19 protein-coding genes are annotated in these 22214 nt (G+C 66.4%); 13 read left to right on the top strand and 6 right to left on the bottom strand.

The genetic code is table 11. The features are described from left to right. The first annotated feature begins 68 nt into the window (after positions 1-68). From Sp245p_RS19250 to Sp245p_RS19225, 6 genes are all read left to right on the top strand, one after another. Complete coding sequence (locus tag Sp245p_RS19250) at positions 69-2222, top strand: TonB-dependent siderophore receptor (protein WP_041812355.1); 2154 nt, start codon at positions 69-71, stop codon at positions 2220-2222. Positions 2223-2391: 169 nt separating this feature from the next. Then, complete coding sequence (locus tag Sp245p_RS19245) at positions 2392-3183, top strand: ABC transporter ATP-binding protein (RefSeq protein WP_014197855.1); 792 nt, start codon at positions 2392-2394, stop codon at positions 3181-3183. Further along, on the top strand, positions 3180-4076 hold the full coding sequence (locus Sp245p_RS19240; protein WP_014197854.1) for an iron-siderophore ABC transporter substrate-binding protein: 897 nt from the start codon (positions 3180-3182) through the stop codon (positions 4074-4076). The genes Sp245p_RS19245 and Sp245p_RS19240 overlap by 4 nt, the downstream gene beginning before the upstream one ends. Beyond that, the gene (gene fhuB / locus Sp245p_RS19235; RefSeq protein WP_109138767.1) at positions 4069-6057 is read left to right on the top strand and encodes a Fe(3+)-hydroxamate ABC transporter permease FhuB; all 1989 of its coding nucleotides are present in this window, start codon (positions 4069-4071) and stop codon (positions 6055-6057) included. The genes Sp245p_RS19240 and fhuB overlap by 8 nt, the downstream gene beginning before the upstream one ends. Positions 6058-6115: 58 nt before the next feature. Continuing rightward, positions 6116-7792, top strand: coding sequence for an ABC transporter ATP-binding protein (locus Sp245p_RS19230; protein WP_014197852.1), 1677 nt, complete (start codon positions 6116-6118; stop codon positions 7790-7792). 94 nt (positions 7793-7886) lie between these two features. Further along, positions 7887-8390: a hypothetical protein gene (locus tag Sp245p_RS19225; protein WP_014197851.1), complete on the top strand. Its 504-nt coding sequence runs from the start codon at positions 7887-7889 to the stop codon at positions 8388-8390. A gap of 49 nt (positions 8391-8439) precedes the next feature. On the opposite strand, the gene Sp245p_RS19220 is transcribed toward Sp245p_RS19225, so the two are convergent. Together Sp245p_RS19220 and Sp245p_RS19215 are read right to left on the bottom strand one after the other, a co-directional pair. Beyond that, the gene (locus Sp245p_RS19220; protein ID WP_014197850.1) at positions 8440-8661 is read right to left on the bottom strand and encodes a hypothetical protein; all 222 of its coding nucleotides are present in this window, start codon (positions 8659-8661) and stop codon (positions 8440-8442) included. A gap of 539 nt (positions 8662-9200) precedes the next feature. Then, the gene (locus Sp245p_RS19215; RefSeq protein WP_014197848.1) at positions 9201-9443 is read right to left on the bottom strand and encodes an MbcA/ParS/Xre antitoxin family protein; all 243 of its coding nucleotides are present in this window, start codon (positions 9441-9443) and stop codon (positions 9201-9203) included. 426 nt (positions 9444-9869) lie between these two features. Between Sp245p_RS19215 and Sp245p_RS19210 the strand changes: the two genes are divergently transcribed. Continuing rightward, on the top strand, positions 9870-10589 hold the full coding sequence (locus Sp245p_RS19210) for a DUF1194 domain-containing protein (protein ID WP_014197847.1): 720 nt from the start codon (positions 9870-9872) through the stop codon (positions 10587-10589). 509 nt (positions 10590-11098) lie between these two features. Here the strand turns inward: Sp245p_RS19210 and Sp245p_RS19205 are convergent. Both Sp245p_RS19205 and Sp245p_RS19200 read right to left on the bottom strand, forming a co-directional pair. Then, entirely contained in the window at positions 11099-12217 is a 1119-nt protein-coding gene (locus tag Sp245p_RS19205; RefSeq protein WP_109138766.1) for a hypothetical protein, read from the bottom strand. Positions 12218-12417: 200 nt separating this feature from the next. Further along, positions 12418-13374, bottom strand: a complete 957-nt coding sequence (locus Sp245p_RS19200; protein WP_014197843.1) for a LysR family transcriptional regulator — start codon at positions 13372-13374, stop codon at positions 12418-12420. 93 nt (positions 13375-13467) lie between these two features. Between Sp245p_RS19200 and Sp245p_RS19195 the strand changes: the two genes are divergently transcribed. Next, positions 13468-14457, top strand: a complete 990-nt coding sequence (locus Sp245p_RS19195; RefSeq protein ID WP_014197842.1) for an NAD-dependent epimerase/dehydratase family protein — start codon at positions 13468-13470, stop codon at positions 14455-14457. A gap of 646 nt (positions 14458-15103) precedes the next feature. On the opposite strand, the gene Sp245p_RS19190 is transcribed toward Sp245p_RS19195, so the two are convergent. After that, a complete protein-coding gene (locus tag Sp245p_RS19190) occupies positions 15104-15640 on the bottom strand; it encodes a tyrosine-type recombinase/integrase (protein WP_014197841.1) in 537 nt (178 codons plus the stop codon). Positions 15641-16452: 812 nt separating this feature from the next. On the opposite strand from Sp245p_RS19190, the gene Sp245p_RS35010 reads away from it, so the two are divergent. The 4 genes from Sp245p_RS35010 (at position 16453) to Sp245p_RS19170 (ending at position 19745) form a co-directional block, all read left to right on the top strand. After that, positions 16453-16980, top strand: coding sequence for an integrase, catalytic region (fragment) (locus tag Sp245p_RS35010; protein ID WP_014197839.1), 528 nt, complete (start codon positions 16453-16455; stop codon positions 16978-16980). Continuing rightward, the gene (locus Sp245p_RS19180) at positions 16917-17522 is read left to right on the top strand and encodes a Mu transposase C-terminal domain-containing protein (RefSeq protein ID WP_014197838.1); all 606 of its coding nucleotides are present in this window, start codon (positions 16917-16919) and stop codon (positions 17520-17522) included. Before Sp245p_RS35010 ends, Sp245p_RS19180 begins: the two co-directional genes overlap by 64 nt. A gap of 631 nt (positions 17523-18153) precedes the next feature. After that, positions 18154-18666 carry a phosphate-starvation-inducible PsiE family protein gene (locus Sp245p_RS19175; protein WP_014197836.1) on the top strand — a complete coding sequence of 171 codons (513 nt, stop codon included), beginning with the start codon at positions 18154-18156 and terminating at the stop codon, positions 18664-18666. Positions 18667-18695: 29 nt separating this feature from the next. After that, positions 18696-19745 (top strand): AI-2E family transporter, encoded by a 1050-nt coding sequence (locus tag Sp245p_RS19170; RefSeq protein WP_014197835.1) that lies wholly within the window; start codon positions 18696-18698, stop codon positions 19743-19745. A 169-nt stretch (positions 19746-19914) separates the two neighbouring features. Here Sp245p_RS19170 and Sp245p_RS19165 read toward each other — a convergent pair whose 3' ends face one another. Next, positions 19915-21021: a universal stress protein gene (locus Sp245p_RS19165; protein WP_211101793.1), complete on the bottom strand. Its 1107-nt coding sequence runs from the start codon at positions 21019-21021 to the stop codon at positions 19915-19917. Here Sp245p_RS19165 and Sp245p_RS19160 point away from each other — a divergent pair. Beyond that, positions 21014-21754, top strand: a complete 741-nt coding sequence (locus Sp245p_RS19160; protein ID WP_014197831.1) for a universal stress protein — start codon at positions 21014-21016, stop codon at positions 21752-21754. The genes Sp245p_RS19165 and Sp245p_RS19160 overlap by 8 nt on opposite strands. Positions 21755-22214: the final 460 nt, after the last annotated feature.

The following is a 22214-nucleotide window of genomic DNA, read 5'->3' as shown; positions in this document are numbered from 1 at the left end:
AGGCGCTTCGGGACCCGCCGGTCCGAAGGCGTTTCGCGGATGCCGCATACAGTCCGAGGCCGATTGCGATGAGTGATATTTCCAACAAGCGACTGACCCGCTTCCTTTTGAACGGCACGGCGCTCGCCGCCCTGCTGGTGCCGGCGCTGGCCCAGGCGCAGGACGCGACCGCCCCGGCGGTTCTTGCGCCGGTGACCGTGGAGGGCGACCGGTCCGCCGACACTGCGACCAGCCCGGTCCGGGGCTACGTGCCCGGCCGCTCGGCCACGGGGTCCAAGACCGACATCCCGCTGGAGGCGGTTCCGCAGTCCGTCTCGGTGATCGGGCGCGAGGAGATGGACGACCGCGGCGCGCAGAAGGTGGACGAGGCGTTGCGCTACACCCCCGGCGTCTTCAGCCAGCCCTTCGGCCCGGACAGCGACACCAACTGGATCTTCATCCGCGGCTTCCAGGCGACGCAGACCGGCATCTACCAGGACGGGCTCCAGCTCTACAGCTACGGCTTCGGCGGCCAGTTCGTGGACAGCTACACGCTGGAGCGGATCGAGGTGCTGCGCGGCGCCTCCTCCGTCCTCTATGGCGGCAGTAACCCCGGCGGTCTGGTGAATTACGTCTCCAGGCGGCCCGGCGACACGCCGGTGCGCTCGGTCGAGGCTGGGATCAACCAGCACGGCACCGCCCATCTCGGGCTGGACGTCGGCGGCGCCATCGACCCGACGCTGAGCTACCGGCTGACCGGGCGCATCGCCGGCGGCGACAGCTACACCGACTTCGCCGACGGCTTCCGCGGCACCATCTCGCCGAGCGTCAAGTGGTCGCCGAACGACCGCAGCACGCTGACGGTGCTGAGCAACTACACCGACATCGACGAGACGCACAACGGCGGCGCCTTTCTGCCCTACGTCGGCACGGTGAAGCCGGCCTCCTTCGGGCGCATCGACCGCAAGGCCAACTTCACCGAACCGGACATCGACACCTACCGGCGCCGTCAGGCCTCCATCGGCTACGAGTTCGAGCACCGCTTCGACAACGACCTGACCTTCCGCCAGAACGCCCGCTACGGCTACAGCCGGGTTCACGAGGTGACGGTCTATCCCTTCGGCTACAACGGCTTCTCGGCGGTGCCGACCGACCCGGACAATCGGCTGTCGCGCATCAATTTCGAGCACACGACCAAGGTCAACACCTTCCTGATCGACAACCAGCTCGAATCCAAGTGGCAGACCGGGCCGATCGCCCACACGGCGCTGGTCGGCGTCGACTACAAGTATTTCAAGATGGATCAGGTGCAGGCGTCCGGCTCGGCCACGCCGATCAGCGCCACCAACCCGGTCTACGGCGCCGCGCAGGGTCCGCGCTTCTCCTACATCGACCAGGAGCTGACGATGGGGCAGCTCGGCGTCTACCTCCAGGACCAGATGCGCTTCGGCCAGGGCTTCCTGGTGACGCTGAACGGGCGCTACGACATCGCCTCCACCGACGCCGACGGCACGCCCGCCTACGACGGCAAGGACGGGAAGTTCAGCGGGCGCGCCGGTCTGGCCTACGAGTTCGCCAACGGCGTGACGCCCTATGTCAGCGCCTCGACCTTCTTCAACCCGGTTCTGGGATCGTCGGCGGTGGCCGGCGTGTTCAAGCCGGAAACCGGCCAGCAGGTCGAGGTCGGCGTCAAGTACCGCCCGGCGTGGATGGACGCTATCTTCACCGCGGCCCTGTTCGACCTGACGCGCACCAACGTGGTGACCGGCCCCTTCAACGCCGAGACGCAGCTGGGCGAGGTCAATTCGCGCGGCATCGAGCTTGAGGCCAAGGCCAACATCACGCCGAACCTGAAGGCGGTCGCCTCCTTCACCGCGCTCGACCTCGACATCAAGAAGGACGCCAACCCGGCGCTGATCGGCAAGACCCCCTACATCGTGCCGCAGGTCCAGGGCTCGGCCTTCCTCGACTACACCTTCCGGGAGAGGGCGCTGGACGGCGTGTCGGTGGGCGGCGGCGTGCGCTACGTCGGCTCGTCCTGGGCCGACAACGAGAACACGCTGAAGGTCCCCGCCGCCACCGTCTTCGACGCGCGGATCGGCTACAAGCCCGCCGCCTGGGGCGTGAATCTCGCCGTCACCAACCTGTTCGACAAGGAGTATGTGGCGAGCTGCCAGACCCAGTTCTCCTGCGGCTACGCCGAGGGGCGGACCGCTCTGCTGACCGTCAACATGACGTGGTGACTTGAATCCCCTCTCCCCTCTGGGGAGAGGGTTAGGGTGAGGGGGTTGCGCTTTTGCCGAACGTGCCGCTACGGACATCCCCCTCACCCTCCCCACGCCTGCGGCGCGGGTCCCCTCCCTCTCCCCGGAGGGGCGAGGGATATAGAGAGGGATATAGAGGTGAAGACCGATGAGCCCGGACCAGACCCAACCCCTCTACGACCTCGCAGGCGTGAGCTTCTCCGTTGCCGGACGGGCGATCCTGTCGGGACTGTCGCTCCGGCTGGAGCAGGGGCGGATCTATGGGCTGGTCGGCCCCAACGGGTCGGGCAAGAGCACGCTGATCCGCCTGCTCGCCCGCCAGCAGCCGCCGGGCGGCGGGACCATCCGCTGCCTGGGAACGGACCTCGCGCGGATCGGCGACCGCGACTTCGCGCGCACCGTCGCCTACATGCCGCAATTCACCCCGCCCGCCGAGGGTATGACGGTGCGGGAGCTGGTGGCGCTCGGCCGCTTTCCCTGGCACGGCGCGCTCGGCCGCTTCGGGGCGGAGGACGCCGCCAAGGTGGCGGAGGCCATCGCCGAAACCCACCTCGATGCCTTCGCCGACCGGCTGGTCGACAGCCTGTCGGGCGGCGAGCGGCAGCGCGTCTGGCTGGCGATGATGCTGGCCCAGGACACGCGCTGCCTGCTGCTCGACGAGCCGACCTCGGCGCTGGACATCGCCAGTCAGGTGGAATTGCTGGGGCTGGTGCGCCGGCTGAGCCGGGCGCGCGGCATCGGCGCGGTCATCGTTCTCCACGACATCAACATGGCGGCCAGCGTCTGCGACGAGATCCTGGCGATGCGCAACGGCGCGCTGATCGCCCAGGGCACGCCCGACGCCATCATGACCGGCGAGACGCTGGGGGCCATCTACCACCTCGCCATGACGACCGTCCCGCACCCGGTGACCGGCAAGCCGATCGGTTGCGTGCTGTGACGGGGCGGGCGACGATCACCCGCCGCCACGCGCTGGGCCTCGCCGCCGGAGCGGTGCTGCTGCCCCGCCTCGGGCACGCCGCGTCCGGGCGGCGGGTCGCCGCCATCGACTGGGCGGGGCTGGAGACGGCGCTGGCGCTGGGCATCGTGCCGGTCGCCGCGACCGAGCTGATCCAGTTCCGCAAGACCGTCGTCGAGCCGGAGGTTCCGGAGTCGGTGATCGACCTCGGCCTGCGCGGCACGCCCAATTACGAGGCGCTGACGCTGGCCAAGCCGGACCTCATCCTCACCTCCAACTACTATGAGGGGCAGCGGGCCAGCCTGGAGCGGGTGGCGGAAACCCTGTCGCTGCCGATCTACCAGCCGGGCGTGCCGCCCTACACGCTCGCCGCCGAAGCGGCGCTGACCCTCGGCCGGGCGCTGGGTCGGGAGGCGGAGGCCCGCGCCTTCGTCGCCGGGGCCGACGCGGAGATCGCCCGGCTGGGCGACTCCCTGAGCGGCACCGTCCGCCGCCCGGTGCTGGCGATCAACTTCGGCGACGCCCGCCATGTCCGCGCCTTCGGCGACGACAGCATGTTCGGCGCGGTTCTCCAGCGGTTGGGGCTGCGCAACGCCTGGGCCTCGCAATCGAGCTACAGCGCCGCGGCGCCGCTGGGGATCGAGGCGCTGGCGCGGATGCCGGACGCCATCACCGCCGTCGTTCCGCCGCTGCCCTCCGACGTGGTGCGGGGGCTGGACGACAGCGCCCTGTGGCAGGCCCTACCGATGGTTCGGGAAAAGCGCGTGAGCGTGATCGAGCCGGTCAACCATTTCGGCGGGCTTCCGGCGGCGCTGCGCTTCGCCCGCCTCGTCACCGCCGCCCTGCTGCGGCCGGAGTCCGTCCGCCATGGCTGAGCGCATGGCCGTCAACCGCATCCTGCTGTGGAGCGGGCTGGCGCTGGCCGCCGCCGCGCTGTCCGCTTGGCAGGTCGCCGGGCATGCCGCGGCGCCATCCATGCCCTTGCCGCCGGACGCCGCGTGGCTGGACGGCGTCATCCTCTATCACAGCGTGCTGCCGCGCATCGCGGTGGCGCTGGTCGCCGGGGCGGCGCTCGGCCTGTCGGGGCTGCTGCTCCAGCGCGTGCTGCGCAACCCGCTGGCCGAGCCCTCCACGCTCGGCGTGTCGGCGGGCGCCCAGCTCGCCCTAACGCTGGGAATGCTCTACGCCCCGGCGCTGATGGATCACGCGCGGGAGGGGGTGGCGTTGGCCGGCGGACTGGCGGCGGTCGGGCTGATCCTCGCCATGACGTGGCGGCGCGGGCTGGAGCCGGTGGCCGTCGTGCTGGCCGGCATGATGGTCGCCCTGACCGCGACGATGGGCAGTGCCGCGCTGATCCTCGCCAACGGGGAGTATCTCTTCTCCATTTTCCTCTGGGGTGGCGGGGCGCTGGCCCAGCAGAGCTGGGGGCCGACGCTGACCATCGCCGTCCGGCTGCTGATCGGCGTCGGCGCCGCCGTCTTGCTGATGCGCCCGCTGGCCATCCTCGGGCTGGACGACGCCAGCGCCCGCAGCCTGGGCGTCGCCCTCAACGCCACGCGCTTCGGCGTCATCGGGGTCGCGGTCTGGCTGGCGGCCAGCGTGACGGCGGAGGTCGGGGTGATCGGCTTCGTCGGTCTGGCCGCCCCGGCGCTGGCCCATCTCAGCGGCGCGCGGACCCAGGGCCAGAGGCTGGTTGCCGCCCCGCTGATCGGCGCGCTCCTGCTCTGGCTGACCGACGGGCTGGTGCAGCTTCTGGCCGGGGTGGACGGGGAGCGGGTGCCGACCGGGGCGGCGACGGCGCTGCTCGGCGGCCCGCTGTTGCTGTGGCTGCTGCCGCGCCTGCGCATGTTCGAATGGCCGTCGCTGAACAGCCGTCCCGCGCCGTCGCGCCGCAGCCTGCACCCTTACCGGCTGATCGCCCTGTTCGCCGTCCTCGGCGCCGTCGCCGTGGGCCTCGCGCTCACAGTCGGCTACGGGCCGGGCGGCTGGACGCTGTCCACCGGCCCGCTGCTCGACACGCTGCTGGGCTGGCGCGGCCCCCGCGTGGCGGTCGCCGCGGCCGCAGGGGCGATGCTGGCCGCCGCCGGAATGCTGTTGCAGCGGGTGACCGCCAACCCGCTGGCCAGCCCGGAAATCCTCGGCGTCGGCACCGGGGCCGGCGTCGGGCTGACCGCCGCGCTGTTCCTCGTCGCGGCCCCCGGCTTCGGCGTGCAGCTCGCCGCGTCGGCGGCGGGGGCGGTGCTGACGCTGGCCGCCATGCTGGCCCTGTCGCTGCGCGCTGGCTTCGGGCCGGAGCGGCTCCTGCTCGCGGGCATCGCCATGAGCGCCCTGTGCAGCGCCGTGCTGACCGCGGTCATCGCCACCGGCACGCCGCAGGCCTTCGCCCTGCTGCGTTGGCTGAGCGGCTCGACCAACGAGGCCGGTCCGGGCGACGCCTGGTTCTGTATCGGTGTGGCGGTGCTTCTGCTGGCAACCCTGCCGCTGACCGCCAAGTGGCTGGAAATTCTGCCGCTGGGGGACGTGACGGCGCAGGCCGTCGGGTTGCCGGTGCGGCGCTGCCGCGTCCTGCTGGTGCTGCTGGCCGGGCTGCTGACCGCAGCGGCGGCGCTGTTCGTCGGGCCGCTGAGCTTCATTGGCCTGATCGCGCCGCATCTCGCCCGGCTGGCCGGGCTGGGCCGCCCGCTCCAGCAGGGGATCGGGGCCGTGCTGATCGGCGCCGGGCTGATGGTGGTGTCGGACTGGCTGGCCCGCACCGTCGCTTTCCCCTATCAATTGCCCCTTGGTCTTTTTGCCGCGCTGCTCGCCGGCCCCTATCTGGTCTGGCTGCTCGGCCGGTCCAACGCCCGCACTCCGTGAACCGTTCCGCTCACCCTTTTGCCGTTCACCCCTCTGCCGTTCCGCAATGAGAAGAGCCATGCTTCGCCGCTTCCTCTCCTACTACCGCCCCTTCACCGGCCTGCTGGTCCTCGACATCGTCTGCGCCGTCCTGTCGGGCCTGCTGGAGTTGGGGTTCCCGATGGCCGTGCGCGCCTTCGTGGACCAGCTTCTGCCGACCCAGGACTGGCCGCTGATCGTCGCCGCCACGGTGGCGCTGCTGGCGATCTACATGGCGAACGGCGGCCTGATGGCCATCGTGACCTACTGGGGCCACATGCTCGGCGTGAACATCGAGACGGAGATGCGCCGCAAGAGCTTCGACCATCTGCAGAAGCTCTCCTTCAGCTTCTACGACAACAACAAGACGGGCCATCTCGTCGGGCGGGTCACCCGCGACCTGGACGAGATCGGCGAGGTGGCGCACCACGGTCCCGAGGACCTGCTGATCGCGGTCATGACCTTCGTCGGCGCCTTCACACTCATGGCGGTGGTGCATCTGCCGCTGGCGCTGATCACCGCGGCCATCGTTCCGGTGATCGCCTTCGTGACCAGCCGCTACGGCGGGCGGATGACGAAGAACTGGCAGTCGCTCTATTCCCGCGTCGGCGACTTCAACGTCCGCATCGAGGAGAATGTCGGTGGCATGCGCGTGGTCCAGGCCTTCACCAACGAGGACCACGAGCGCAAGCTGTTTGCCGAGGACAACGACCGCTACCGCACCACCAAGCTCGCCGCCTACAAGATCATGGCGGCCTCGACGACGCTCAGCTACATGAGCATGCGGCTGATCCTGATCGTCGTCATGCTGACCGGCGCCCATTTCGTGCTGGTGGGCGAGCTGACCCAGGGCGGGTTCTTCGCCTTCCTGCTGCTGGTCAACACCTTCTTCCGCCCGATCGAGAAGATCAACGCGGTCATCGAGACCTACCCCCGCGGCATCGCCGGCTTCCGCCGCTACACCCAGCTGCTCGACACCCAGCCGGACATCGCCGACGCGCCCGGCGCCGTGGCGGCCCCGGCGCTGAAGGGCGACATCCGCTACGAGGGCGTGTCCTTCGGCTACGACCCGGCGCGCCCGGTGCTGAAGGGCATCGACCTGTCGATCAAGGCCGGCTCCACCGTCGCCTTCGTCGGGCCGTCGGGTGCCGGCAAGACGACGATCTGCTCGCTGCTGCCGCGCTTCTACGAGGTCATGGCCGGGCGCATCACCATCGACGGCCTGGACATCCGCGCCATGACGCTGGCCTCGCTGCGCCGGCAGATCGGCATCGTCCAGCAGGACGTGTTCCTGTTCGGCGGCACGATCCGCGAGAACATCGCCTACGGCCGTCTCGGCGCCGGCGACGCGGAGATCATGGAGGCGGCGCGGCGGGCCCATCTCGACGGGCTGATCGCCTCCCTGCCGGAGGGGTTGGACACCGTCATCGGGGAGCGTGGCGTGAAGCTGTCCGGCGGGCAGAAGCAGCGCCTGACCATCGCCCGCATGTTCCTGAAGAACCCGCCGATCCTGATCCTCGACGAGGCGACTTCCGCGCTCGACACCCAGACCGAGCGGGAGATCCAGAAGTCGCTGATGGAGCTGGCCGAGGGGCGGACCACCCTGGTCATCGCCCACCGCCTGGCGACCATCCGCAACGCCGACGAGGTCTATGTCGTCGGCACCGAGGGCGGGCTTCAGCGCATCACCCACGAGGAGCTGGCGGCGCGCGGCTGATCGCGCCGCGTCCGGGGGGCGGAAACGCTCCTCGGCGCGGCACCATCGCTCCGTCGGCCTGTTTGTGGACGTGAGTCACAGGCAGGAGGGCGACATGGCATCGCGCGCCGAGCGCACCGACCCCCGTTTGTGGGAGACGGTGAAGGCAAGCATCTTGAAAGGCGGCAAGGGCGGCGAGCCCGGCCAGTGGTCCGCCCGCAAGGCTCAGATGGCCGTTCAGGAATACAAGCGGTGCGGCGGCGGCTACGCGGGGCCCAAAAGCGCGGCCAACAGCCTGAGCCAGTGGACCGACGAGGAGTGGGGCACGGGCTCCGGCAAGCCGAGCGGGGAAACGGGGGAACGTTACCTCCCCCGGCAGGCCCGCGAACACCTGTCCAAAGCGGACTACCGGCGCACCAGCGACAAGAAGCGCGCCGACACGAAAAAGGGCAGGCAGTTCTCAAAGCAGCCGGACGATGTTGCCCGGAAGCCAGCGCCGTTCCGGCACCATGCCGACGAAAACGCGACCCGCGCGGCCCTCTACGAGAAGGCAAAGGAGCGGAACCTGCCCGGCCGGTCCCGCATGAGCAAGGAGGAGCTGCAAAAGGCGCTCTCCTGACCCATCACGCGTTCGGCGCTCTCCCGGCTTGGAGAAGACCGCGCGCAGGTTATTCGCGCATCAGCGTCGGCAGGTCCATGGCGACGCGGCCGATGTCCTCGCGGCGCAGGTCACGCGCGGCCAGCTCGGCCCTGCTCAAGGCCGACAGCTCACGATAGACGGTGTAGGCGGCGGATGTCTCGAACCATGCGCTCACGAACTCACGAACGCCCTTGACGATGCCCGACAGAAGACCGTCGTGATCGGTGTGCGAAGCGGTGGTGTAGGCCATGGTGCATCTCCTTCATGTCTGATGGAGACGACTCTACACTGGCATACCAAATACCAGATACGCGGAGTGTGCAACGCAGCGAGGCAATAAAATTACAGCCAATCCAAGCATTCGGATGACGGATTGTTGGCTGCCTCAATCGCGCATGCGCTCTCCATAAACCCCGGAGCGGCGCACGGCGAGCCGCCGTCAGAGCATTTTTCTCATGGCGCAACGCTGTGCGATGAGGAGCCCGGCGCGTTCCTCCGCGTCCAGAACGGCGCGCAGATCCAAGCGCGTTCGGCCGTGTCATCCTGCCCTCATGCGCTGCCCGGCAACCCACCCCCCGCGCCGCGGAGACCGCCTCTGGTCGCTGGCCTTCCTGTGATAACCCTGTCGTCCCTCTCCGCGTTGCGGGCGGATTGCGTCCGTGGATGGAACAGTTGGGCGGTAGACAGGGTCTCTTTCAGCAGACTCCATCCGCTTCGTCTCTCGGGCGCGTTTCTTCCCTGGTCAGAAGTCGTCGCTAACGTCGCACAAGGGAACGCAGCCGGACATCCTTACCCCTTGGCAGCAGTGCGATGACTCCGCAGGATGTCCTGGACACGCCTGACGCCTTCGTCACCCTCGGTGAGGAGGAGGGCCATGGGTCGGCGACTTTCGAGCTGCGGGTGCGGTCGCACCAGGAAATAACGAGCCTTGTAGTCGTCGCCGAAGACCTCTCGGGCCGTTGCACGAATGCGATCAAAGCGTGCCCTGGCGTCCGGGGGCAGAAATTCGTCGGGGGTCATCTCGTCGCCCATCGGTCCCTCGGTTGGTAAGCGCACCCAGCGATAAAGGTAACAGTGCGAAGCCGAGGCGGTTGCTCGGGCGCGGCCATCTGGAATGTCGGTGAGCCGTCTTGAGGCACCTCTTGGTTGACGGCAGTGGGGTAAATACCCAGTGTTTACCGGTGATCTCACTCCGGAGCATCGGGCAACCCTGCGGGGTTCCGCGTGGGACCTGGAAGCCGTACGGCGATACCAGCGTGACCAAGCCGCCTGATGGGCTCTGGTGGGCAGCGTGAAGCTTGCTCGGCAGCCTCAAGGAGCGGCACTTGCTGCCAACGGATACCCTTCCCGGTGTGGTGAAAGGGGACACTCGTTTGGACGACCGCGTAACGGCGATGGGTTGCTTCAGGCAGTCGCAGACGTTTCGGGCCGCTCCACATAACTGGGTGGAGGCCAGTCATGTCGGTGCCGACCGGAGTTGCTGCTGCAGTTGCCGCGACCATCCTCTCCTGTGGCAGCGCCCTTGCGGCCCAGCCCGCCGTCGATCTGGAACTCGTGCTCGCCGTTGACGGATCAGCAAGCATCGACCAGGCCATGTTTGAATTCGAACTCGATGGACATGCGGCCGCATTCCGAGATCGGACCGTGGTGGAGTTGATCCGTGGTGGCTATCGCGGTCGAATTGCGGTGACCCTGGTGCTATGGTCGGATCCCACGGCCCTGAAGGTGTTCGTCCCATGGACGGTGATCGCTGACGCCAGCAGCGGCGAAGCGTTCGCGGCGGCGATCGACGCCGTGCCGCGGCGTGACCGTGCCGGCAGCACCGGCATCGGTGCGGCGCTGTTGAACTGCGCGACGCTCTTTCCCAACGTCATACCGGCGCCCCGCCGTGTCATCGACGTTGTCAGCAACGGCTACAACAACGTTGGCACGCTCCCAGAGGTCGCGCGCGACCGCGTCGTTGCTGAGGGTGTCACCATCAACGGCTTGGTCATCCTCGACGAGGTTCCCTGGCTCGGGGCGTATTTCGCACAACGGGTCATTGGCGGCTCCGGCGCCTTTGTCCACAGCGTCGCTGACCGATCAAGCTTTGTTCATGCCATCACCGCCAAACTCAAGCGGGAGATCGCCAACGCAGCCGAGCAGCAGAGCAGTGCGATTCAGAAGCTTCCCGATTAGAGCAGGCGTTCCAACTCTTTCTCGCGCCGGGTTCGCTCGTCCTCACGCGGTTCCACGGCGGGCTTCCGGGCATCCTCCTCGGTCGGTGCCGGTGTCGTACTCCGATTCACCGGCCCCGTCTTCTGCTGCCGATGAGACCAGAAGCTCCAACGATCACTGCTGTGGCACATGCTTGCCTCCAATGTCTGGAGCTGAAACAACAGTCGGATGCGAACATCAGCGTGGGCCGTGCGCGCCCATCATTCGGACACCTACGGAAGTAAGGCCGAACAGAACCGGGCCCGACGCGGCAAGAGGGAACGTGCGCCATTTCTGTGGCTGGTCGGTTCTTGACCCGGACACTGTTGGCGAATTGGTCCGGATCAAGAGCGGAAGCGCGTCATACCGCCGTGCAGAAAGGCTGACACATAGCCTTTTCCGGGCCGCACATCTGATCGATGCCTCGCGCCCACCGTACATATGTCAGTGATTCTGCAAGACGGTATGAAAGTGTCGCTGCAAGCGGAGCATCAAGTCTTCGGGTTTTTGGCGGGCTTGTCGTTGGCTGGGCTCGGCGAACCCGTCCCACCGGCTGGCGCAGTGGTGAGAACGCCCTTGCAAGACTTCGAGAGAGCGGCACTATGCTCCGCGAGCCCGCCGACGTTGAACGTAAAGTCGATATACGCACTTCGGCGTGGCTGGATGCGGATGAAGAACTTTTTGGCCTTGAGAAGGCGGGCGATAAAATCGCTCTCCTTGCCTGGGTAGAATATCGCCTTACTGTTGGTCGACTCGTTCCAACTGCCTGACTTAGCGGGCTCGTCGTCGTACCGGTAGGTAACCGATATCTTGTCGTTGTCGCCGAATAGGAGATGTCCTCCAGCCGTGATCAGTACGTCCAGTTTGCGGTCGCGGCAACGAATGAAGAGCGTTCCCCGGCTGGCCGCCGACCCATCAGGCGCCACAGCACCCAGCATAAGGGTCGCGTTCGTGCTGTCGTCCAGGGGCGACTTTTCTTCCAATACGAGCCATGTGGGCGACGAAGGCGTCGGCGTACTGGCCGAGTCCGGTTCGGGCTGGCTCGGCAATCCGGCGTCCGCCTGCTTTGCAGGCTTATCTGAGCCTAGAGCGAAGAGAGCACTCAAGGACGCGCCGCCATTGACGGACCGCACCCTGAACGTCATTGATTCGGTTGACTCCGTCGGCCAGTGACTTTCTTTGAGCTTCGTGCACAGCTGAATCAAGGTCATGCTGAGCAGACGCTCTTGTAGCTTGCTTCCCTTCAGAACATCGCCTTGACTATCGGTAGTTTCAATATCTACATCTCCACCGGCCAGTCGTGTTACCTTGAAGTATTCACTATACGTAGACCGAGACGTCTCTAACGGGGCGAGGCGAGAAACATGAAGGTTTTGCTCGTCACGGCATAGGCCCAGTGAGTATGTATAAATGTAGCCGTGATCGCCCACGCCGAGGCTCGAAACGTTGAGCTTTACGACTTTGGGCGCGAGCTCGTTCCAGTTCATATCGAGCTTGAAACCGTCGGGCGACGACGGATACTGCGCAGCAGCAGGCCCTCCAGCTATCAGCGTCGTTGCATATAAAGCGATCAGCGCCGCTCCGGCTCTGAGGCACGATTTCTGGGGCATCTCCGTTCTCTCTAAACAGTCAGTCTGCAACGACTATGACCACAGCAACCGGGGCGCGACAAGCGCCGACCGCTCGCCTGGGATGGCCCCGCGAAACAGGGACCAGCTTGGTGGCGAAAGGGGAGCCGCCAGCTAGCGTGGTCACTGTTTTGGAAAAGGCGCCGCAATCCCGTGCAGACCGGTGTAAGACAACGTCTTCCCTACCACTCCGGTCTGTCCGGTGGCATCTCGGGCCGGGTCCCAGGTTCGCCATGCGCGCTGGACGCTCCTGCTTTCGAGTGGGCTGCCAATCCGTCAACGAGCGCGTCGAACACGGCGCGGCACCGGGGGCTCGACCGAAGATCTTCGTGCATCACCACCCAGGTCGGAAGGTTCAGCACGAACGCATCGGCGAGCACCCGGACGAGGTCGGGATCGCGTGCAGCAACCGGGATTTGGCAGACGCCGATGCCAAAGCCGGCCCGGAGCATGGCAAGCTGGGCAAGGTCGCTGTCGGCCCGCAGCGCGAAGGCGGATCGGTCCACGCCGCGGACCCGCTTGAGCATCGTCCGGATCGCTGGTGTATCCCTGTCGAAGCCGATCACGTCGTGTTGGACCAAGTCGCCCAACGTGGCGGGCATGCCCCGCCGGTCCAAGTATCGACGATGCGCGTGAAATCCAAGCGCGATCATTCCTACATGCTTGGCAACCAGTGCCTCCTGGGCGGGCTCGACCATTCGCACAGCGATGTCGGCATCTCGACGGAGCAGGTCCTCAACCGTATTCGAGAGCACGAGTTCAATCGTTAGATGAGTATGTCGTTCCCGCAATGCCGTCAAGATCGGAGGCAGGACTTCTACCCCGACAACCTCGCTGGCACTGATCCGCACCGTTCCGCCGACGACGGCACCATGCCCCGAAGCGACCCGGAGCATCGCGGCCGCGGTGGAGGCGATCGTCTCGGCGTAGGGCGCAAGCTCCAACGCCGCCTCGGTCGGTGTCAGTCCCCATTGCGACCGGACGAAGAGCCTCAGTCCTACGGTGTTTTCGAGCGCCTCGATGTGACGCGACACCGTAGGCTGGGTGAGGCCAAGCGACCGCGCGGCAGCCGACAGCGATCCCTCCCGCAGGACGGCGAGGAAGGTCCGGTATAGGTCCCAAGCGGGCTCCTGGCTCATGTATTTCAGTATAGCTACTGCACGACTTTCCACAATTCCGTTGAGAAGCACCACGGAGCAACCTGCCGCAACACGCAGCGGCAGGAGTTGGATATGACACATCGGACAGCCTTGGTCCTCGGCGCGACGGGGGGCATCGGTGGGCACGTCGCGCGGCGTCTGCGCAACGGTGGATGGACCGTCCGCGCGCTTGCCCGCGACCCCGGCAAAGCCGGCGCGCAAGGCGGCCTGGAGTGGATTCGCGGCGATGCCATGTCGGCCTCAGCCGTGGCGCACGCGGCGCAGGGAGCCTCGCTCATCGTGCACGCGGTAAACCCCCCAGCCTACCGGAACTGGGGCAAGCTGGTGCTTCCGATGCTGGCCAATGCGATTGCCGCGGCACGCGCGAGTGGCGCCCGCATCCTCCTTCCGGGCACGGTCTACAACTATGGGCCCGACGCGTTCCCGCTGCTGGATGAGTCCTCTCCCCAGACCCCGCTCACCCGCAAGGGCGCCATTCGCGTCGAGATGGAACGGCGCCTCCGGATGGCCTCGGACAAAGGGGACGTTCGAGTTCTGATCGTGCGCGCCGGCGATTTCTTCGGCCCAGGGGCGGGAAACAGCTGGTTCTCGCAAGGGCTTGTGAAACCCGGACGCCGACTCCGCTCTCTTACTTATCCGGGCAAAGCGGGCGTCGGACATCAGTGGGCCTACCTCCCTGACGTTGCGGAGACAATGGTGCGTTTGGCTGAACGTGAGGCGCGGGATGCATTCGCCACCTTCCACATGGGAGGGCATTGGGACGAAGACGGAACACGGGTCTTGGAAGCGATCAGGCGCGTGGTTGGCGAGCCTGATCTCCCCGTCCGTCGGCTTCCATGGCTCCTGATGACCGCAGCCTCCCCATTCGTCCCGCTGTTTCGGGAATTGGTGGAGATGCGTTACCTCTGGGAGACGCCCGTCAAGTTGAACAACGCCCGGCTGACGGCTGAGCTTGGGGCTGAGCCCCACACCCCGCTCGACGAGGCGGTGCGTGCCACCCTGGTCGGGCTCGGGTGCCTTCCTGGGTGCCAACGAACCGCGGCAACCTGTCCCACAGTGTAGAACGAGTAGGGGAGGCCCGTCCCTGCCACGTCTGAGGCCGATTCGCACCGACAATTGCCAGTATGGGTGTTGCGAAAGGGGAACCTGCCGCGAGAAGCCACTCCCTTGCCAACACGCATGTTCAGGGTCATCATCTTGCCTGCTGGGGCTGTGCGGGTAGAGGGGCTTGCCCCGTCCCGGTCGAAATCCCGACAGCGCTGTAACGGGGCACGCCGCGGCGACAGCCGTAGGCCTTCGGACCAGCAGCTTCACCCAGCCGTTCGCCGTGTGGTGAAAGAGGGCACCAAGTTCGAAGCCCCTGATGGTCCGCTTTGCGCCGATAGTGTTGAAAAACTCTCGAGCCTGCCGGAGCGAGAAATTTTCCGTCGCTCTATAGGGGTGCCACGCAGCGATATCGCTCTGAAGGCCGGCAAAGTGGATCATTATTGCGTCAAAACGGCTGCGAAGTACTCGTCAGGGAGTTTTTCAACACTATCCGCCAAAAGCCGAAGTGGAGCATCCCCGTCCAACGATGGGGACCGAACAGGAGGCCTCTTGGTTGGCGACGTCCGAAGGCGTTTGCTCGGTCGGCCCAGGCACGGACCAACCAAATCCTGCGACCTGTCCTGCTTCATCGTGCTGATGGCGACTTCGTCGATGGTGGCGATCACAGTGGGTCTTGGCCGTGGTCGCCCCGCTGCCGGGACCGTCGAATCCGCGCGACCGCCCCGCGCACCGCCCGCAAGCGCTCGGTGTAGCGCGCCGGCATCTGCGGCGAGGCCCAGCGCCCGGCCTGCATGAGGCCGGCTAGGTCGACGCCGGCGGCGAGCAGATCCTGGGCGGCGCCGACGCGCAAGGAATGACCGCTGAAGCCGACGGCCAGCGGGTCGGCCGCGCCGGTGCGTCGGACGACGACTCGCCGCACTGCCGCCGGGCTCATCCGCTCGCCCGGGCCGCCGCGCCGCAGATGGCCGAAGACGAACACCCCCTCCCGCGTCGGCGCGCCGGTGACCGAATCCGGCCAACGGGGCGCCACCACCCGCCACGCGGCGAGCGCGACCATAGCCTCGGCCGACAGCCAAACCTCGGCGCCCTCGCCTTCCGGGTCAGTCTTGGAGCGGCGGATGCAGATGATGCCCTCGCCGGGCCGCGCCTCCGGGTCGTCGGGCCGGCCGGTAGGGCGCGGTGCCCGGCCTGGGCGCACCAGCGGACGAACAGCCGGGCGTCGCCGAGCAGCGCCCGCCGGGTCGATGCGGCCATGGCCCGAGCCGCGAAGGCGGCGCGTAGGCGGGCGACGTCGGCCGCGCTGAGGTGCGGCAGCAGCGCGAAGGGGATGGCGATCGGCGGGGGAACGGCGGGCATGGCGGCCTCCGGAGCGGCGGGCCGGTGTCGGTCATCTCAATAAGACTAACTCGAAAATTCAAAAAATCCAAATACTTAGCTGGATAGCAATATTGTTAACCGCACACCAATAACGCAAACTGAAGCACGAGCCTGACCTGAATAAGGTTAACCGGAGCGTGCGCCAATGTCGACCGATCGCTCCGGAGGACGGCTGCGGTTTTTAGACCAGTCGGACGCGGAAGCGGCTCTGCTGCGCGCTCGTCTTGATGCCGTGACCCGCTTGGCGGCGCAGACACAACGCACTCGCTTAGACGTTGAGCGGGAACGTTGAGCGGGAGGCTGCGCAACTCGGCATCAGCGCGGTGACCTTGTATAAGAGCGCAGATCAAAACCCTGTCTCTACGGACTTAAGCCGTTGATCTTGCTCGGACTGATACAGGTTTTGATCGGCACTCTAAGCTGCTGCGCCGTTATTCGGATGATCCGAAGCCCGAATCCGTCCTGGAACTTCGCCGCGGCTGGACCAAGGGCCGGTCACGACTGAACACCCAGAAATCGGACATCATCGATGCGGCCATCGAGGACACCTACCTGACCCGCGAAAAGCCGCCAGTCTCCGAGCTGGTGCGGGAGGTCAATCGTCGGCTGCGGAAAGTCGGGCTGAAGGAGGTCATGGCAACGACAGTCCAGCGGCGCGTCGATCGCCTGCCGGCTGACCTCGTCCTCAGGCGGCGCGAAGGTCCCAAGGCCGCCCGCGACAAGATTAGCCCTCACACCTGCCGCTATGAGGTCGAGCATCCGCTCGACGTGATTCAGATCGACCATACGCTGGCTGACGTCATCGTTCTCGACGACATTCATCGTCAGCCCATCGGCCGGCCGTGGCTGACCCTGGCCATCGACATCCGGACCCGGATGGTCTTCGGCTTCCACGTCACACTGCGCGCGCCCTGCGAATGCAGCGTCGCCTACGCCCTCGAACAGGGCATCCGGACAAAGGCAGCCTGGCTCGCGGCGCGCAACATCACGGCACCTTGGCCGGTGTCCGGGGTTCCGAAGGCGATGCATCTCGACAACGCGCGGGAGTTCAAGGCCCGAGGCTTTCTCTGGGATGCCGGCGACACGGGATCGAAACGGTGCCGCGGCCCGTCAAGGTGCCGCATGTCGGCGGCCACATCGAGCGGCTCATCGGGCGCCTGATGGGTGAGGTGCACCTGCTGTCCGGCACCACCTTCTCCGATCCCCGGCAGCGCGGTGAATATGACGCCGAAGGCCGGGCGCGGATCACCCAGTCGGAGTTCGAGTGGTGGCTGGCGCTGCAGATCGTCGGCATCTACCACGCCAGCGAGCATCGCCAGCTTCTGCGTCCCCCGCTGGCCGTGTGGGAAGAGGCCATCGCCGCTCTCCCGCTCCATCGGCGGCGGGAGCCTCCAGCCAACGACGATCCGTTGCTGCTGGATTTCCTGCCGTTCCGCACCCCGGCCGTCGGTGGACAGACCATCCAGCTGTTCAATCTCGTCTACCACGACCCCATCCTGAAGCACTGGCAGGTCCGCCGGGAGAAGCCGATCGTCCGCTACGACAAGCGGGACATGAGTCAGGTTTGGGTGTTTGACGACGCGGCGGACCGTTACTGGCCGATCAGCCTGAGGGATCCGATTCCCGGCCGGATATCGTTCTGGGAACACCAGCAAGCCCGGCAGGCGCTCCGGGCTCAAGGTTATCTTACTGTGTTTGGTTGATAATGGCGGCGTTGTTTAGCTGACACCTATCGCGCTGTCCTCTTCTACACGGCGCGTTCGACCCCGCCAACCGGTCCGGCTCGCCTCCGTGCACCAACACTCCAGCGGGACGCACTCGACCGCTGGTTCCCGGCTCGTCATCCCAAGGTGAGCCGGGAATCTCTTTCGATCGGCAGGCCTGGACGCGCGCTGTGGACAAGAGGCGGAACCTCTGCGGGATTCCCCTTAGGAAGGCGCCGGATGGTCGCCTCTGGCGCGATCCATGATACTGCCTGTCGCACGACTAAGATGGCGCAACCGTTCTGCTGCGGCCCGGGTCGAAGAGATTTCGAAGAGATTTCGTCGAGGAGTTTCCCCATGGACATTTGCGTGAAGCAGGCATGGCTTCGCCGGTTGGACGCGGAGTGCGCGCCCGATCCCGGCGATCAACCGCGTGAGGACGCACCGGGTGGGGTACCGGATGGATCGAAGGGAGGCCGAACGACCCGCTTTCGAGACGCTGCCGTCATGCGGGCCGGCTGCGGCGTCGTCCGAGCGCCGCTGCACATCGACGACGCTGCGTAACCCGGTGCCCCGGCTCCGGCGCACGTTCGTCCGTTCAACCTCGTCGCATCCGTAGACATGGGAGTCCATGGTGGCATCCTCGGAAATCTTCGGGAAAACGCGACGCGCCTGGGACGCCTTGACGTTCTACCAGCGGTTCGAGCAGATCGTCTGCCTGATCCTGACGTTTCTCATCGCCGTCATCATCGCCGCCGCCCTCTGGCACCTCACGGTGCGGATCGTCCTGTTGGTCCTCCTTGACGCTGTGGATCCGGCCAACCAAGCGGTCTTCCAGAACGTCTTCGGCATGATCATGACGGTGCTCATCGCGCTGGAGTTCAAACACTCCCTGCTGGGCATCCTGGAACGCCGGCAGAGCGTCATCCAAGTCCGGACCGTTGTGCTGATCGCGCTTCTGGCGTTGGTGCGCAAGTTCATCATCATCGATGCCACGAAGACCGAACCGGCCACTTTGATGGGGCTGGCCATCGCCGTGCTGGCGCTGGGCGGGGTGTACTGGATGGTGCGCGAGCAGGATCCCCGGGAAAGCGAAGCCGATGCCGGCGATTCCGAACCGGCATCGCGGTTCCCGGGTGAATGATCTTAGTCCGCCGCTTCGGGGAGAGGGATATGCGCCTGGACATTGGGCCGTATGCCTACCGGATGCTCGTTACAATTCTCTTCGCAGGATTTTCCCTTTTCCTGCTGCGGATCGTCGATGTCCTTCTCCTGGCGTTCGCGGCTGTCCTGCTGGCGGTTCTCCTGCGCGGGCTCGCCGACTGGATCGGACAACGGCTTCACCTGTCCTCGGGGTGGGCGCTGGCTCTCGCCATCCTGATCCTGGTCGTCGCGATCGGCGGGAGCGTCTGGCTTTTCGGCCGGGAGGTGTCCGCCCAGGTCGACCAGTTGACGGGGATCCTTCCGGAGGCCTGGGACAAGGTGCGGAAGCGCCTGCAGGACCACGCCTGGGGACGGGGGCTGCTCCGGCAAATCCAGGACCTGGACGTCCGCACGCTGTCTGAGGGCGTCGTCAGCAACGTCACGTCCGTCGTGATGACGACGCTCGGCGCCCTTGGCAACTTTCTGCTGGTCGTGGCCGGCAGCGTCTACCTTGCCGCGCAGCCGGGGCTCTACCGCGACGGCGTGGTCGCCCTCGTCCCGCGCGATGCCGAACTTCGGACACGGGAAGCCCTTGACGGCGCAGGATACGCGCTGGGCCAGTGGCTCAAGGGGCAGGTGATCGCGATGGCGACCATCGGGATCCTGACCACGCTCGGCCTCTGGCTTCTCGGCGTCCCATCGGCGCTTGCGTTTGGCCTGCTCGCCGGACTGGCGGAGTTCGTTCCCCTCGTGGGGCCGATCGCTTCGGCGATTCCGGCCCTGCTGGTCGCCTCGTCCTCGGGGCTGGGCACGACGCTCTATGTTCTGGGGCTGTACGTTCTCGTCCAGCAGATCGAGAGCAATGTGGTAACGCCCCTGGTCGCGCGGAAACTGATCTCCATCCCGCCCGCGCTCACCCTGTTCGCCATCGTCGCCATGGGGCTGGCCTTCGGGGCCCTGGGCTTGCTGCTGGCCTCGCCGCTGACGGTGGTCCTCTTCGTGTTGGTCCGCAAGCTCTACGTCCAAGCCGCGCTCGGCAAGGGCGAGCACGCCGGCGCGGTGGACGACCGCGCCCGCTAAAGTGGATTGCAATCCGCTTTGGACCGCGACTGCGGTCCCGGCCGCACGTGCGGCCGAAGCCCGCCTCTCGCGGGAACATCGTTCCCGCGAGAGGCGGGCGGATGCCATCGGCATCCGCTGAGAGCCGGCAAGTGAGGCGATGTGAATCTAAAGCGAACGGAGGTTCGCTTTAATGGGCGATCACCAGCGGCGCCGGGGCATCGCGCAGGAGACGGTAGGTGGTGCCGCCAAGCAGCCACTCGCGCAGACGCGAGTGGCCGTAGCCGCCCATGACTATGAGGTCCGCCCCCAGTCTTCCCGCTTCCTGGATCAGGGCCGCCGAGACGCCGCCGAGGTCTGCGGCGCGATGCAACTGGGCTTCGATGCCGTGGTGCTTGAGGTAGGCGACGGCGTCGGCTCCGGCCGTGGCGTTCTGGCCGGGCGGCTCCCGGTCGACGACGATGACGGTCACAGCCCGCGACTCGTGCAGATACGGCAAGGCCTCGGCCATGGTGCGCGTGGCTTCCCGGCTGCCGTTCCAGGCGACGATGGCGTGATCGAAGCCGTTGTGAAACGGCTTCTGGCCCGTGGCCACGAACAGGTGCCGCCCGGAACCGAAGAGAACGCCTTCGTCCAGGCCTTCGGTTGGCCCGGAAGAATCGGCCGCGCCCAAGCGCAGGGTCACGAAAGCATCGGCCGTGCGCGCCTCCCGGGTGGCGACCGTCGCGACATCGCCGGCGAAGAGATCGAACCGGCGCAACTCGGCCGGTCCGTTCACCTCGGCCAGACGGTGCCGGAGCATCGCTTCCGTCGTGTCACCGGCCTTCTGTGCCTGTTGCATCAACCGAGCCCAGAACTCGGCATCGGCACCTTCCACGGTCGGCAGGGGCGTCAGGATGTTGAGGAACAGACCGACGATGCAAGCGTCGAAGAGTTTGGCCATGTCTTCGGCAGCGGTGAGGCGGACATCGTCGCCGACCGTTCCGTCAAGACGGACCATCGCCACCTTGATCATCGCGGCCTCCCGGCTTGTCGGTGAGCCGGCACCCGGAACATGACTGCCGGCGTCGTTTTCAGCATGCACAGGTACGGCAGCCTGTCCTTGACGGCCGTCAACATCGGCCGGTTTTTCTTCTACAATCGCGAAATTGTTGAAGGCCATCAACGCGCAACGGTTGCACTGCGCCATAATCCGCTGCCGACGCCGGATGACCGCCACGCCGAGGCTCGGCGCGCCGAGCGGACCTCCGGTGAGCTGAGGGGCGCATTTCCAGGTCGAGAGAGGGTCCATGTCCATCAAAGACATTCTCATCCATGTCGACCCTGCTCCGGTCAGCGATGGCCGCCTCCACCTCGCCGCCGATCTTGCGCGCCGGTACGGGGCGCACATGATCGGTGTGGGCTTGGGGGACACCACCGCGGAAGGGATTTTCCGGACGACGCTGCAAGGGGAGAACTTGGCGGGCGAGTGGCGTCCGACGACGGGGACAGAGGAGTCGCTGGCGTCTTTCGTCACCTGCCATGCCCGCGCCGCTGATCTCGTCGTGCTCGGGCAGTACGCCTCCGATCTGGGCATGGTCCTGGATTCCCCGGAGGATGTGATCCTCGCCTGCGGCCGTCCCGTGCTGATGGTGCCCTGCGCCGGTCACTTTGAGCGGGTTGGCGTCACCGTTCTGATTGCCTGGAACGGCGGCCGGGAGTCCATGCGCGCCCTGCACGACACGCTGCCGCTTCTGACCATGGCGGCGGGGGTGACCGTCCTGTCCGTCGATCCGGACCCCGACGAGGACTGGGGCACCGACGACGTGGTGCAGCATCTCGTCCGTCATGGCCTGAACGCCAAGGCCGAAACGCAGTCGCTGATCGACCTCACCCCGTCCGAAGCGGTGTTGTCCCGTACGGCCGACCTCGGAGCCGATCTCATAGTCATGGGCGCCTACGGACACTCGTGGATGCGCGAGGTGATCCTCGGCGGGATGACGCAGGAAATCTTGTCGACCATGACCGTTCCGATCCTGATGGCACATTGACGGTTCGATCCTTGGGACCGTTACCGAAAGCCGACCGTATTCGTGAGCCTCGTCGATGTCGTCAAGGGGCGCTGCGTCATCGTAACGCAACCGTACATCAGTATTCCCGTCCTTATCGCATCTGCTTTCCTTCCAGCAAACTTCGATCCGTGCAAGTCGAGACGGTCTATTGCTGGTATGGCGGCTATATTGGCAATTTACCTCCGGCTTTCCTGGTTCGCTTGGCACGCGACAAAGGAGACCCCTGCGACATCGTGATGGTCGCCCTCAATCCATTCCGGCGAACGGACCTCATGCCCCCACGGTCGGCATGGGACATCCAGGACCGCCACACGAAATCACCTTCAATGCATCGATGGCGTTCTTGCGTCGCGCAGCGATTCCGAGCCGGTGGAGAACATCGATCCCCCCGTTTCTGCTTCCGGACATCGCCCCTGCATCGGGATTCGAGTGACCTGGA

The sequence above is a fragment of the Azospirillum baldaniorum genome (assembly GCF_003119195.2).
Lineage (GTDB): Bacteria > Pseudomonadota > Alphaproteobacteria > Azospirillales > Azospirillaceae > Azospirillum > Azospirillum baldaniorum.
Note: the sequence above shows the minus strand (reverse complement) of the source record. Positions and strands in the feature narration are given on the sequence as shown.

Bases quoted from the DNA above. Each gene is read 5' to 3' on its own strand.
- Sp245p_RS19250 (WP_041812355.1), top strand. From the start codon at position 69: ATGAGTGATATTTCCAACAAGCGACTGACCCGCTTCCTTTTGAACGGC.
- Sp245p_RS19245 (WP_014197855.1), top strand. From the start codon at position 2,392: ATGAGCCCGGACCAGACCCAACCCCTCTACGACCTCGCAGGCGTGAGC.
- fhuB (WP_109138767.1), top strand. From the start codon at position 4,069: ATGGCTGAGCGCATGGCCGTCAACCGCATCCTGCTGTGGAGCGGGCTG.
- Sp245p_RS19230 (WP_014197852.1), top strand. From the start codon at position 6,116: ATGCTTCGCCGCTTCCTCTCCTACTACCGCCCCTTCACCGGCCTGCTG.
- Sp245p_RS19225 (WP_014197851.1), top strand. From the start codon at position 7,887: ATGGCATCGCGCGCCGAGCGCACCGACCCCCGTTTGTGGGAGACGGTG.
- Sp245p_RS19220 (WP_014197850.1), bottom strand. From the start codon at position 8,661: ATGGCCTACACCACCGCTTCGCACACCGATCACGACGGTCTTCTGTCG.
- Sp245p_RS19215 (WP_014197848.1), bottom strand. From the start codon at position 9,443: ATGGGCGACGAGATGACCCCCGACGAATTTCTGCCCCCGGACGCCAGG.
- Sp245p_RS19210 (WP_014197847.1), top strand. From the start codon at position 9,870: ATGTCGGTGCCGACCGGAGTTGCTGCTGCAGTTGCCGCGACCATCCTC.
- Sp245p_RS19205 (WP_109138766.1), bottom strand. From the start codon at position 12,217: ATGCCCCAGAAATCGTGCCTCAGAGCCGGAGCGGCGCTGATCGCTTTA.
- Sp245p_RS19200 (WP_014197843.1), bottom strand. From the start codon at position 13,374: ATGAGCCAGGAGCCCGCTTGGGACCTATACCGGACCTTCCTCGCCGTC.
- Sp245p_RS19195 (WP_014197842.1), top strand. From the start codon at position 13,468: ATGACACATCGGACAGCCTTGGTCCTCGGCGCGACGGGGGGCATCGGT.
- Sp245p_RS35010 (WP_014197839.1), top strand. From the start codon at position 16,453: ATGGCAACGACAGTCCAGCGGCGCGTCGATCGCCTGCCGGCTGACCTC.
- Sp245p_RS19175 (WP_014197836.1), top strand. From the start codon at position 18,154: ATGGTGGCATCCTCGGAAATCTTCGGGAAAACGCGACGCGCCTGGGAC.
- Sp245p_RS19170 (WP_014197835.1), top strand. From the start codon at position 18,696: ATGCGCCTGGACATTGGGCCGTATGCCTACCGGATGCTCGTTACAATT.
- Sp245p_RS19160 (WP_014197831.1), top strand. From the start codon at position 21,014: ATGTCCATCAAAGACATTCTCATCCATGTCGACCCTGCTCCGGTCAGC.
- Sp245p_RS19165 (WP_211101793.1), bottom strand. From the start codon at position 21,021: ATGGACATGGACCCTCTCTCGACCTGGAAATGCGCCCCTCAGCTCACC.